Consider the following 13174-nt stretch of genomic DNA (forward strand, 5'->3'; position numbering starts at 1 on the left):
CACTTCCCCCCCCCCCCCACCTCCCTTCCCCCGCGCCCGTTTCCCGGGTCCCCGCGCCCGGCCCCCCGGGGCCGCCCCCCGGGGCCCGGGGGGCCCGCCACGGGGAGCCGGTCAGTGCCGGTGTGGCGCGCGCGAGTTCAGCGACTCCTCCAGGCTGGTGGTGAACTCGCTCTGCACCCCGGCCAGTCGATCGTGGCTGCGGAAGCGGTCGAGCGCCGAACGCAGCCGGTCCAGGGCCTCCAGTTCACGGCCCCGGCTCAGCAGGTAGGCGGCGTGCGACTGTTCGGCGATGGCCTGGAGGTAGAGCAGGCCCGCTTCCTCGCAGCCGGCCAGCAGCCGGTGCCAGGCCAGGTCGACGGTCTCGCTGCGCCCGTGCGGGGGCAGGGTGTGCGCCTCGGTCAGCATCGACCACAGGTGGATCGAGGTGACCGGGCGGGCGGGCAGCAGCTCCCTGGCCTCCCGGGCCTGCCGCAGCGCGCCCTGCCGGTCCCCGGCCAGCAGGCTCACCCAGCTGTGGTGGACCAGGGCGACGGCCAGCGGCCGGGGGTCGCCGGACTCCACGGCCAGCGCGGCCGAGCCGGACGCCAGCCGGGCGGCCTCGGTCGCGCTGCCCAGGATCGCGGTGATCAGCGACTGGGTGGCGAGCGCGCGGGCGTACGCGGCGCGGCCCGCGGGCCCGGTCGCGGCCTCGCCGGCGGCCACCGCCCGGCGCGCGGCCTCGGCCGCCTCCTGGCGGCGTTCCAGCCCGAGCAGCGCGTTCGCCCGGGCGCCGTGCAACTGGGCGGCGGCCAGCTCGTCGCCGCACCGCTCGGCCTCCCGGACGCCCGCGCGCAGGCAGCCCAGCCAGTCGGTGAACCGGCTGGAGCCGTAGTACAGCGGGCCGGCGGCCTGGGCCAGCCGCCAGACCCGGTCCGGGTCGTCGGCGGTGCCGGTGATCAGCGCGCGGATCGCGGGCTCCTCGGCCTGGAACCAGTCCAGTGCGGCGCGGATGCCGTCGGCCGGCGGCAGGGCCCGCGGGGGGTGGACGAGCGTGTCGAAACCGTCCTGGCCCGGCTCGATGAACTCGCCGCCCTGCCGCAGCGCCGCCTGGTAGTAGTCCAGCAGCCGCTCCCGGGCGAGGCGTCGGCGCGGCTCGGGCTGCTCGGCGAGCAGCCCGGCGCTGAACAGCCGGACCAGCTCGGCGCGGCCGTAGCGCCCGGGCGCCGCACCGGTGAGCAGGTGGTGGGCGGCGAGTTCGCCGAGCGACCGGCGGGCGGTGGCCGGGTCGGCGCCGAGCACGGCCGCACTGGTCAGGGTGTCCACCTCCCGGCCCGGGTGGGCGGCCAGGAGGGTGAGCAGTTCGGCGGCGCCGGGGGAGAGGCGGCGGTACGTCAGGAGGAGCTCGGTGGTGACGCCGGTCGCGCCGTCGGCGTCCAGGACGGGCAGTCTGGTCTGCTCGTCGGCGAGTTCGGCGACCAGTTCGGCGATCGTCCAGTCCGGGCGGGTGGCCAGCCGGGCCGCGGCGATCCGCAGCGCCAGCGGCAGGTGGTCGCAGAGCCCGGCCAGTTCGGTGGCGGCGGCCGGTTCGGCCCGCAGCCGGTCGGGGCCGAGCGCGCGCTCCAGCAGCCGCAGGGAGTCGTCCTGGGGCAGCGGGGGCAGGCGCAGCAGGGCCGCACCGTCGGCGGCCACCAGCCCCTCCAGCGAGCCGCGGCTGGTCACCACGGCGGCGCAGCCGGGCCCCTGCGGCAGCAGGTCGGCGACCTGGTCGGCATCGGCGGCGTCGTCCAGGACCACCAGCAGGCGCCGCCCCCTGGTCCGGTCGCGGTAGAGCGCGGCCCGGTCGTCCCGGTCCTCGGGGACGGCGCCCTCGGAGACCCCGAGGGCCCGCAGGAAGCCGCCGAGGGCGGCTTCCGGGTCGGCCGGGCCGGCCGGGTCGAGGCCCCGCAGGTCGGCGAACAGCTGCCCGTCCGGGAAGTGCGGGGCGCGGCGGTGCGCCCAGGCGGTGACCAGCGCGCTCTTGCCGGCCCCGGCCGGTCCGACCACCACGGCCAGGCCGTCACCGGCGCGGTCCGGGCCGCACTCGCCGTCCAGCCAGCAGCCCTCGCTGTCCCGGCCGACGAAGTCGACCGGGCGGCGCGGGAGTTGACGGGGAACCCGCGGCGCGGCCGGAGGGGCCGCCGAGCGGGCCGGGGCCGGCTGCTCGGCCCGGCCCCCGGACAGCACCTCGGCGAGCGCCGCCTGGAGCGCCGGGCCGGGCCGGATCCCCAGCTCGCGGTCCAGCCGCACCCGGGCCTGGTGGTAGGCGGACAGCGCGTCCGCCGGCCGCCCGGCCTGGTGCAGACAGCGCATCAGCAGCGCCACCAGCTCCTCGCGCAGCCCGTCGGTCCGCACGTGCTGCTCCAGGGCCGGCACCGCCGCCACCCCGCTGCCCTGGCGCAGCCGCAGCCCGGCCCAGCTGAGCACGGCGGCGGTGCGGGCCTGCTCCAGCTGGTCGACCACGGCCGCGCGCGCGGCGGTGTCGGGCAGGTCGGCCAGGGCCTCGCCGCGCCACAGCCGCAACGCCTGCTCCAGCAGCGCGATCGCCTGCGCGTCCGCCGTGCCGCAGCCGAGTCCGGCCTGTTCGGCGGCCCGGTCGGTCAGCGCCTCGAAGCGCAGCGCGTCCACCTCCTCGGCCGGACCGGCCAGCAGGTAGCCGGACGAACGGGTGTGCAGCACGAACGGGGTGTCGGCGATCGCCTTGCGCAGCGCCGCCACGTGCCCCTGTAGGGCGGCCCGGGCGCTGGCCGGCGGCCGCTCGCCCCACAGCAGCTCGCAGAAGCCGTCCACCCCGACCACCCGGCCCAGCCGCAACGCGAGCAGCGCCAGGATCGCCCTGCGCTGCGCCCCCGGCAGCGAGGCGAAGCCGTCCGCCCCGGCCCGCAGCTCCACCGGGCCGAGGAGCCGAATCCGCACCAGTACCCCCACTTCACCCACGACGGGCAGGGCGTCCCCCCGCCCCATTGACGTCCGGGGCGTGCCCCGGGGTGGAGCAGTGTAGTGCCCTGAAGTGTCCTGTTCGCGCCAGATCGCCCACTCCCCGGGCGCCACCGGGTGGCGGCGCCCGGCGGAACGGACGTCGATGCCGGGCCCTGTGGATCTTGCCGGGTCCGGGTCCGACCCGACAAGATCCACCAGATCCGAGCAGACCCCATCCGGCCGCGTGCACGTGACCGGACCAGGCCTATCCTCTGACGACGCCGGGAAGACGCCGGAGGTTGTCGTCGGCGGCGGATCCGATCGGCGACAGGGGAGGAGAGGGCCGCATGCACATCGACCTGCTCGGGCCGGTCGCCGTACGACGGGACGACGGGACGACGGTCACACCCTCGGCCCCCAAACGCCGGGCGCTGCTGAGCACCCTCGCCATCCGGCTCAACCAGACCGTCGGCACCGACGAGCTGATCGAGCTGGTCTGGGACGGCGACGCGCCCCCCACCGCCCGCGCCGCGCTCCAGGGGCACGTCGCGGCCCTGCGCCAACTGCTCGACTGCCCCGGGCTCACCCTGGGCACCCGTGGCGCCGGCTACCTGCTGGCCGGCGACCCCGACCGGGTGGACCTGCTGCACTTCCGCGGGCTCTGCGACCGGGCGGGCGTGCTGCGGCCCGCCCCGGCCGCGCCCGCCGGGAGCACCGAGCCCGAGCCGCACGATCCGGCCGTGCCCCTGCTGCGCGCCGCCCTGGACCTGTTCCGCGGCCCGGCCCTCGTCGACTGCGGGTCCGTCCTGCTGCGCGAGCGCACCCTGCCGCACGTCACCGACCTGCGGCTGCGCGCCCTGGACCGGCTCGCCGAGGGCCTGCTCGGGGCCGGCCGCGGCGGCGAGCTGGCCGGCGAGCTGGCCGAGGCGGCGGTCGCCCACCCGACCCGGCAGACGCTGGTCGCGCGGCTGGTCCGCTGCCTCGACCAGGCCGGCCGCCGGGACGAGGCGGCGGCCTGGTACGACCGGGCGGTGGCCCGGCTCTCCGGCCCGCCCGGTCCGGAGCTGCGCCACGCCGGTGAACGGTCGGCGGACGGCCCCGAGCGGGACGCGCCGCCCAGACCCGCCCGGCTTCCGAGGCGTGGTGCGCCGGACCGCAGGTTCACCGGCCGGTCGGCCGAATTCGCCCGGCTCGACGAGGCCCTGGCCGCCGCCGTCCGGTCCGGCCACCCGATCCTGGTCACCGGACCGGCCGGGGTCGGCAAGACCAGCCTGGTCCAGCACTGGGTGCAGCGGTCCACCGGGCACTTCCCCGACGGAGTCCTGCACGCCGAGCTGGGCGGCTTCGACCCGGCCGGGCCCCGCGAACCCGCCGACGTGCTGGCCGGGTTCCTGCTCGCCCTCGGCGAGCCGGCGGGCGCCCTGCCCGCCTCGCCCGAGGAGCGGGAGCAGCGCTACCGGGAACTGCTGGCCGGCCGCCGGCTGCTGATCGTGCTGGACGACGCGCGCTCGTACGAGCAGCTCGCCCCGCTGCTGCCCGACCCGCCCCCGCCGGGGGACGGCCCGGACGGGAACGGGGCCGGGGACGGGGACGCAGGCACCCGCGGCACCCCCGTCGTCGTCGTCACCAGCCGCAGCCGGCTGCGCGACCTGCTGGTCCGCGACGGCGGCATCCCGCTCCCGCTGGGCGTGCTCGGCGCCGAGGACGCGGCCGAACTGCTCGCCCGGACCCTCGGCCCGGCCCGGGTCGCCGCCGAACCGCAGGCGGCCGCCGACCTCGCCGCGGCCTGCGACCACCTGCCGCTCGCCCTGCGGCTGGCCGCCGCCCGGCTGGCCGCCCGCCCCGGCTGGACCCTGGGCGACCTGGCCGCGGAACTCGCCGACGAGCAGACCGGCCTCGCCACCCTGGCCGGCACCGACCGCGGCCCGATCGGTGTCACCACCGCCCTGGACCACACCTACCGGACTCTGCCGCCCGCCCCCGCCCGGCTGTTCACCCTGCTCGGCCTGCACCCCGGCGCGGTGATCGACACCGCCACCGCCGCCGCGCTCGCCGATCTGCCGCCCGCCGCCACCCGCACCCTGCTGACCCGCCTCGACGCCGTCCACCTGCTGGAGGAGACCACGCCCGGCCGCTACGCCCGGCGCGAGCTGGTCCGGCGCTACGCGGCCGGGCAGGCCGCCGAACTCACCTGCGACGACCGGTTCGTCGCCCTCGACCGGCTGATCGCCCACTACCTCGCGGTCACCGCGGCCTGGACCACCGGCGGCTGCACCACCGCCGCCTGGACGCCCGAGGGCGGCGGCGCGGCCCCGGCGGAGGCGGCCGCCTGGTTCCGCCGGGAGGAGAGCGCCCTGCGCGCGGTGGTGGTCTGCGCCGAGCAGTTCGGCCGGACCGCCGAATCCTGGCAACTCGCCCACCGGATAGGCCTGCTGTACGAGACCACCGGCCACGACCGGACGCACTGGCGCGCCGTCACCGAGGCCGGCCTGCGCGCCGCCCACAGCTGCGCGGACCAGGCGGCCGTCGCCCGGCTGGCCACCGACCTCGCCGTCCTGCACGTCGACCGCGCCGCCCATCGCACCGCCGTCCAGCAACTGGAACGGGCCGTGGCCGCCGCAGACCGGGCCGGCGACCAACTGCTGCGCCACCAATGCCGTGCCCGGGTGGCCGGTGCGCTGCTGCGGGCCGGCCGCTACGACCAGGCCCTGCCGCTGATGACCGACCTGGTGAGCGCAGCCCGCACCCCGGCCGTCGGCGGCCTGCTCGTCCGCGCGCTCACCGACCTCGCCGACGCGCTGGTCCTGGCCGGCTCCCCCGGCCCGGCCCTGGTCCACGCCGACGAGGCCGTCCGGGTCGCCACCACCCGCTCCGGCGCCGAGGCCGTCCTCGCCACCCAGAGCCGGGCCCGCGCCCTGCACGCGCTCGGCCGCCGCGACGCCGCCCTGTCCACGGCCCGACTCGCCGTCGCCCTGGGCCGCACGGTCGGCGACACCGGACTGGAGTCCCGCACCCACGGCCTGCTGGCTGACCTGCTGTGCGAACTGGGCCGCACCACCGAGAGCGCCGTCGCCAGACGGCAGGCGGCCCGGGCCCTGGCGGCGGGGGAGCGCTGACGGTGCGCCGCCCCGCCGCCGCAGCAGCAGCCCTGCCCCGCTCGTCCCGCTCGTCCCGCTCGTCCTGCCCATCCTGCCCGTCCCGCCCATCCCGCCCATCCCGCTCGTCCCGTCCGATCGGCACAACCACAGGCGGAACTATGGGCAGAACCAGCACGCGCGGCCGTCCCACCAGCAGGTGGGACGCCGCGGCCCGCACCGGGGTGCCCGGCGCCTGAGCTGGGCGCTCGATGCTGGGAAAGGGCTGGGTGCGAGGCATACTTCTGCCCGGGCATACTTCTGCCTGGGACGGTCGATCAGGCACAACGCCTGGCAGAAGTAACGGCGCTAGCAGGGGCGGGACATGACGGCTGTGAGCGGCACGGGAGCGGGCACGGAGTCCGAGGGGGCCGGCGACTTCGGCCGCCTGCTGGCCGGGCACCGGGTGGCGGCGGGCCTGACCCAGGAGGAGCTCGCCGCGGCGGCCGGCGTCAGTCTGCGCGCCGTCGGTGACATGGAGCGAGGCCGCACCCGCGGGCCGCAGCGGCGCACCGTCCGGGCCCTGGCCGAGACGCTGGGCCTGGACGCCCCGCAAACCGCCGCGCTGGACCGCGCCGCTCAGTGCGGCCGCCCCCGGGGGACCAGGCCGGTGCCGGCCGCCGCCCCCACCCGCGGGCCGGCCGCCCCCGCCCCGGCCCCCGCCGGACCGGCCGAGACCGGGGACGCCGTGCCCCCCGTCCCGCTCGTGCCGGGCGCCCTCGCGCTGCCCCGCGACATCGCCGACTTCACCGCCCGCGAGAACGCCCTCGCCCTGCTGGCCGAGCTGGCCGAGGACGACCGACCCGCCCACCCCCGGGTGGTGCTGATCAGCGGTCAGCCCGGCCTGGGCAAGACCGCCTTCGCCCTGCACGCCGCCCACACCCTGGCCCCCTCCTTCCCCGACGGGCAGCTCTCGCTCGACCTCGGCGGCATGGCCGCCACCCCGCTCTCCGCCCGCGACGCGCTCGGCCAGGTGCTGCGCGCCCTGGGCGTCGCCGACAACGCGGTGCCCGCCGGGACGGAGGAGCGGGCCGGCCTCTACCGGGCCCTGGTGCGCGAGCGCCGGCTCGTCCTGGTCCTGGACAACGCCGCCGACGAGAGCCAGGTGCGCCCGCTGCTGCCCGGCTCCGGGCCCGCCGTGACCCTGGTGACCAGCCGCAACACCCTGCCCGGACTGGAGTCGGTGCTCCGCCTGCGGCTGGACGCCCTGGCCCCGGGCGAGGCCGCCGACCTGCTGGCCCGGATCGCCGGCCGCGAGCGGATCGACGCGGCGCCCGACGCCACCGCCGAACTGGCCCGGCTCTGCGGCTACCTGCCGCTCGCGCTGCGCATCGCCGGGCAGCGGCTGGTGGCCCGCCCGCAGCAGCCGGTCAGTCATCTGGTGCGCCAACTGGCCGCCGAGGAGCACCGGTTGGACCTGCTGGAGACCGGGGACCTGGCCGTCCGTCCGGCCTTCGCGCTGTCCTACCGGCGGCTGCCGGCCGAATCCCAGCTGGTGCTGCGCCGGTCGGCACTGACCGCCGGGCACGACTTCACCGCCGCCGTCGCCGCCGCCTACGCGGGCCTGCCGGTCGGCCGGACCGAACTCGTCCTGGAGCAGCTGATCGACGCCGGGCTGGTGCAACTCGCCACCCCGGAGCGCTATCGGCTGCACGACCTGGTCCGGCTCTACGCGGGCGAGCGGCTCGGCGCCGACGAGGGCCCCGAGGCGGTGGCGCGGGCCCGGGCAGGGGCTGGTGACTGGCTGCTGAACCGGGCCGCCGAGTACGGCCTTCGGTTCGACCCGGACCACGCGACGGCGGACCCCGACACCGATCCCGACGCCGACGCGGACCGGACCGGCCCCCCGGTGCCGCTCACCGAGGCGGCGCGCTGGCTGGAGGAGGAGCACCCGGAGTGGCTGGCCGCCCTCCACCAGGCCTTCGCCGCCGGCCGGCACCGGGAGGTGATCGACACCGCCGAGGCCATGCACTGGTTCTCCGACCGGCTGCTGAGCTGGGACATCTGGGCCGAGGTCTTCCAACTGTCGGTCGACGCGGCCCGCGCCTGCGGCGACCAGCTGGCCGAGGCCGTCCACGTCAACTACCTGGCGTGGACGTACGTCACCTGCCTGCACCGCTACCAGCGCGGCATCGACCTGGCCAACGAGGGGCTGGAACTGGCTCGCCGGATCGGCGCCCGCGAGCAGGAGGGCTGGGCGCTGACCTACCTCGCGGCAGGCCTTCGGCACCTGCACCGGCACCGGGAGGCCATCGACGCCTACCACCGGGCCGCGGACACCTTCGCCGCCGTCAACAGCCGCTCCGGCTGGATCGGCCGGCTGGTCACGCTGCGCGGCGCGGCCAACTGCCTGCGCGACTCGGGCCGGGCCGAGGAGGCGGTGGAGTCCCGCCGGCGCGCGCTGGCCGGCGCGTTGGAGCTGGTGGAGCGCTGGTCCTCGCCGCTGATGCACCTGGCGGCGGCCATGACGGCACACGAACTCGGCCTGGACCGCGCCGCGCTGGGGCGCTGGCCGGCGGCCGAGAAGGCCTACCGGCAGGCCCTGACCCACTACGAGGAGATCGGCCGGCCGGACAGCATGACCAAGACCCTCACCGAGCTCGGCACCGCCCTGATCGAGCAGGGCCGCGCCGAGGAGGCCCGCGAACTCCTCACCGAGGCGCTCACCGACCTCAGCGCGGACGGCCCCCGGCAGGGGCGGCGCCGGACGGGGTGAGGCGGGAAGCCCGGTGGCGGGCGAAACGCGCACGCCCGCACGGCGGGTGGGCCGTGCGGGCGCGTGAGCGGCGGACTGTGCGGGACGGTCAGATCCGGGTGTCCTCGACCACCGGCAGCGTGTGGTTCTCGGCGAAGGCGCTCGGGGCGAACGAGGTCCGCGGCGCGACGGTCGGCTTCTTGCCGCAGAAGGCCGGCTCCAGCGCGTTCATCAGGCCCTGCGTCACGGAGCCGTTGTTGGAGGCGTTGGCGAACACGACGACGGAGCGCTTGCCGTCCGGGGTGGCGAACGACTGGGTCTGGAAGCCCTGGACGATGCCGCCGTGGCCGTACACGTCACCGCAGGACAGCGAGATGCGGCGCAGCCCGAGGCCGTAGCTGATCTTGGCGGTGGGGGTGGCCAGGGCGGCCGTCATCTGCTTCAGCGAGTCGTCCGAGACCAGCCCGCCGGAGCTGCCCGCCATCAGCGCGGTGAGGAAGTGGTCGAGGTCCGCGGCGTCGGAGATGACCGCGCCGGCCGTCCACACCCAGGAGCCGGTCTGCGCGGTGGAGTCCAGCAGCGGCTTGGTGCGGTCGTCGTTGGTGAGGTAACCGGTGACGTGCGCGCCCTGGATGTCCTGGTCGGGCACGACGAAGGAGGTCTTGCTCAGGCCCAGCGGCTCGATGATCCGCTCGCGCAGGACGTCCTCGTAGGGGCGGCCGGTGAGGTGCTCGACCGCGAGGCCCATCAGGACGAAGTCGGTGTTGGAGTAGGAGTACCGGCTCCCGGGCGTGTACTGCTGGCCGTGCTTGACGGACATCGCCACCAGGTCGCGCGGCGCGTACACGTTGGTGCGGATGCGCGCCTCGAAGGCGCTGGTGGTCTCCTCACCGGCCTGCTCCAGCAGGTCGTTGGTGTGGTCGTAGATCCCGGCGCGGTGCTCCATGACCTGGCGGCCCGTCATGGTCCAGGTGTCCGGCAGGGTGCCGGCCGGCAGGTAGTCGCGCAGCGGCTTGTCGAGGTCGATCAGGCCCTGCTCCGCCAGCTGCATCACGAGAACGGCGTTGAACATCTTGCTGTTGCTGCCGACCCGGAACCTCCACGAGGAGTTCATCGGGGTGCCGTCCAGATCGGCCTTGCCGACGGCCAGCGACCGGGTGGACTCGGCGTCGCCGTGGTCGCGGATCACCGCGAAGGCGCCCGGGGCGCCCGCGTCGGTGGTCGACTGGAGGGCGGCGCGCACCGCGGCCGTGTCCGGGGTGGGCGCCCCGGTGGTGCCCTGGTCGGCGGCCACGGCGTGCGCGGCTCCGGTCGCCAGCAGGACGACACCCGCGGCCGCCACCGCGAGCGGACGCAGAAGGCTGATCTTCGCCATGATCCTCTGTTCTCTCACTCGGCTGACGCGGCGTCCGGCCACGTCCTCGAAGATCCACTATCACCGGAGGGGCCTGCGGCTGGCAAAGTGAACCCGATCGGCCGCACCATCCGTTTCCCGACCCGGGGTCAAGGTTTTACCTGCTGTCGTCTACCCGCGTCGACCGATCCACCCGATGCTGTTCGGGCGCCTCGCGCGTGCTCCCGCACCTTCGCCCAGGCCTTCCCCCTCATCGATCGTGGAGTTCCGCATGCCCCTGGCCACCTCCGCGCGCCGGGCCGGCGCGCTGCTGCTCGCCGCCGCCGGCCTGATACCGCTGTCCGGCACCGCCCAGGCCGCCACCGCCGCCACCGCCGCCACGTACACGCCGATCGTGTTCCCGGACCGGGACCACGGCGTCGTCTACGACCTCATCAACTCGGCCACCCGCTCGGTCGACGTGACCATGTACGAGCTGCGCGACACCACCGCCGTCAACGCCCTGATCGGCCGCCAGCGGGCCGGCCTCACCGTCCGGGTGATCCTCGACGGCCGGCACACCTCGGTCAACGGCGCCGCCTACTCGGCCCTGCGGGCCGCCGGCGTCGGGGTGACGTACTCCTCCTCCGCGTTCGTCTACACCCACCAGAAGACCGTCACCGTGGACGGCGCCAAGTCCCTGATCCTGACCGGGAACCTGGACTCCACCTACTACTCCAGCAGCCGCGACTACGGCGTCGTCGACACCGACGCCAACGACGTCGCCGCGATCGAGCAGGTCTTCGCCGCCGACTACGCCCAGACCTCGATCACCCCCTCCGACGGCGACAACCTGGTCTGGTCGCCCACCGACTCGCAGGCCCGCCTGCTGGACCTGATCAACGGCGCGCAGCACACGCTGGACCTGGAGCAGCTGGAGTTCGGCGACCAGGCCCTGGTGGACGCGGTCGCCGCGGCCGCCGGCCGGGGCGTCACCGTGCGGGTGGTGGGCATGAACCCCTCGTCCTACAGCAGCTACTTCGACCAGGTGGTCACGGCCGGCGGCCAGGTGGTCACCTACTCCTCGACCACGGGCCTGTACATCCACGCCAAGGCGATCGTCGCCGACTACGGCACGCCCTCGGCCAAGGTGTTCGCCGGTTCGGAGAACTTCTCCGACAACTCGCTGAACAACAACCGCGAGCTGGGCCTGATCACCACCGACCCCGGCGTGCTGACCACCGTCGAGTCCACCGTCGCCCGCGACTTCGCCAACGGCACGCCGTACTAGAACGGTTCGTCGCGCGGGCCTGATCGAGCGTCCGCGCCCGGGCCGCTCCCTACCCGAGGAATTGTCATGACTTCGTCCACCAAGCCCGGCTCCCGTCGCACCGCCACCGCCCTCGGCTCGGTGGCAGCCCTGGTCGCGGCCTCCGCCGGCCTCTGGGCCGCCACCGCCTCCACCGCGCAGGCCGCCGCCCTGCCCGCGCCCGACCACATCGTCGTCGTGGTGATGGAGAACCACGCCTACAGCCAGGTCGTCGGCAGCAGCAGCGCCCCCTACCTCAACTCCCTGGCCACCGGCGGCGCCAACCTCACCCAGTCGTTCGGCATCACCCACCCCAGCCAGCCGAACTACTACGCCCTGTTCTCCGGCTCCACCCAGGGCGTCACCGACGACAGCTGCGTCTCCGTCGGCGCCCTCCAGGGCCCCAACCTGGCCTCCGAGGTCACCGCCGCCGGCAGGACCTGGGCCAGTTACAACGAGACCCTGCCCGCGCAGGGCAGCACCGCGTGCAGCAGCGGCAAGTACGCGCAGAAGCACAACCCCTGGTTCGGCTTCGGCAACGTCCCGCTGAACTCGGCCAGGACCTTCGCCCAGTTCCCGACCGACTACACCACCCTGCCGAACGTCTCCTTCGTCGTGCCGAACCTCTGCAGCGACATGCACGACTGCTCGGTCGGCACCGGCGACACCTGGATCAAGAACAACCTCGGCGCCTACGCCACCTGGGCCAAGAGCCACAACAGCCTGCTCGTGGTCACCTTCGACGAGGACAACCGGCTCGCGGGCAACCGCATCCCGACCGTCTTCTACGGCGCCCACGTCACACCCGGCAGCACCTCCGCCGCGACCTACAACCACTACAACGTGCTGCGGACCCTGGAGGACCTCGCCGGCGCCACCACCCACGCGGGCAACGCGGCCAACGCCGGTGACATCACCGGCATCTGGAACTAGGTCCTGGCCCGCCGCTCGGACGATCCACCAGGAGTCGCCCCCGGACCACCGGCCGCCCCGCGCCCGCCGCGCGGGGCGGCTGCCGCGTCGGAGGTCGACAGCGGCGTGGGGGGCGGCGAGGATGGGGGCGTGCGATTCGATGCGGTGCCGATGCCGGAGCGGGTGGGGGAGCGGCCCCGGGACGTCCGGGGCTATCCGGTGCCGGCGATCACGCCGTGGCGGGGCGGCGAGCCGCAGTTCGCGTTGACCGACCACGAGCGCAGCGCGAACTGCGCGCTGGAGCGCCTCTGTTCGGTGTGCGGGGGGTTCATGGCCCGGGGCCCCGTGTGGCGCGTGGTCGGAGCGGCGGAGAGCGCGGCGATCGCGGCCGCGATCGCCGAGGGGCGGCCGTACCGCAACCTCGCGCCGACGATGGAGGGGCCCGGCCACCGGGCCTGCATGCTCTACGCGGCGATGGTGTGCCCGTACCTGGCCCGGCCGAACGCCCGGCGCCGGGCGACGGCGCCCGGCGGCGTGGACGAGCTGACGGCGGCCGCCGTCCGCGGGGCGGTGCGGGGCGGCACGGGGGCGGTGGTCGGGTTCGGCGACTACGAGTTCGCCGTCACCGGGAGCCGGGTGCTGTTCCGCTTCCTGGACCCGGTCGAGTTCCTGCCGCACGAGTCCGCCGACGAGCATGTGCCCGCGCTCCGGGCCGAGTTGGCCTCGCGCGACGGACTTTAGCGGAGGATTTGCGCGGTTCGCCCCGTACCGGCCACGAACCAGTGTCAGACTGAGGCGGACATGACCAGTCCTGGATCGGGGGCGGCCGTCCATCGGCGACGGCTTCAGGGCACCGA

The 13174-nt window shown here is 75.8% G+C and carries 7 protein-coding genes; 5 read left to right on the forward strand and 2 right to left on the reverse strand.

Annotated elements, in window-relative coordinates; translation table 11 throughout:
* Positions 1 to 111: 111 nt before the first annotated feature.
* Positions 112 to 2931 carry an AfsR/SARP family transcriptional regulator gene (locus AB0P03_RS22625; protein ID WP_363589469.1) on the reverse strand — a complete coding sequence of 940 codons (2820 nt, stop codon included), beginning with the start codon at positions 2929 to 2931 and terminating at the stop codon, positions 112 to 114.
* A gap of 350 nt (positions 2932 to 3281) precedes the next feature.
* Here AB0P03_RS22625 and AB0P03_RS22630 point away from each other — a divergent pair, with 350 nt between their 5' ends.
* Positions 3282 to 6050, forward strand: coding sequence for a BTAD domain-containing putative transcriptional regulator (locus tag AB0P03_RS22630; RefSeq protein ID WP_363630459.1), 2769 nt, complete (start codon positions 3282 to 3284; stop codon positions 6048 to 6050).
* Between the two features lie 343 nt (positions 6051 to 6393).
* Positions 6394 to 8784: a tetratricopeptide repeat protein gene (locus tag AB0P03_RS22635; RefSeq protein ID WP_363630461.1), complete on the forward strand. Its 2391-nt coding sequence runs from the start codon at positions 6394 to 6396 to the stop codon at positions 8782 to 8784.
* 88 nt (positions 8785 to 8872) lie between these two features.
* Here AB0P03_RS22635 and AB0P03_RS22640 read toward each other — a convergent pair whose 3' ends face one another.
* Positions 8873 to 10138: a serine hydrolase domain-containing protein gene (locus AB0P03_RS22640; RefSeq protein WP_363630463.1), complete on the reverse strand. Its 1266-nt coding sequence runs from the start codon at positions 10136 to 10138 to the stop codon at positions 8873 to 8875.
* A gap of 250 nt (positions 10139 to 10388) precedes the next feature.
* On the opposite strand from AB0P03_RS22640, the gene AB0P03_RS22645 reads away from it, so the two are divergent.
* The 3 genes from AB0P03_RS22645 to AB0P03_RS22655 all read left to right on the forward strand — a co-directional run bounded on the left by AB0P03_RS22645 (position 10389) and on the right by AB0P03_RS22655 (position 13058).
* Positions 10389 to 11387: a phospholipase D-like domain-containing protein gene (locus tag AB0P03_RS22645; RefSeq protein ID WP_363630465.1), complete on the forward strand. Its 999-nt coding sequence runs from the start codon at positions 10389 to 10391 to the stop codon at positions 11385 to 11387.
* A gap of 66 nt (positions 11388 to 11453) precedes the next feature.
* On the forward strand, positions 11454 to 12338 hold the full coding sequence (locus AB0P03_RS22650; RefSeq protein WP_363630467.1) for an alkaline phosphatase family protein: 885 nt from the start codon (positions 11454 to 11456) through the stop codon (positions 12336 to 12338).
* 129 nt (positions 12339 to 12467) lie between these two features.
* Positions 12468 to 13058 carry a hypothetical protein gene (locus AB0P03_RS22655; RefSeq protein WP_363630469.1) on the forward strand — a complete coding sequence of 197 codons (591 nt, stop codon included), beginning with the start codon at positions 12468 to 12470 and terminating at the stop codon, positions 13056 to 13058.
* Positions 13059 to 13174: the final 116 nt, after the last annotated feature.

The sequence above is a fragment of the Kitasatospora sp. NPDC088779 genome, from assembly GCF_040685395.1.
In the GTDB taxonomy this organism is placed as follows: Bacteria; Actinomycetota; Actinomycetes; order Streptomycetales; family Streptomycetaceae; genus Kitasatospora.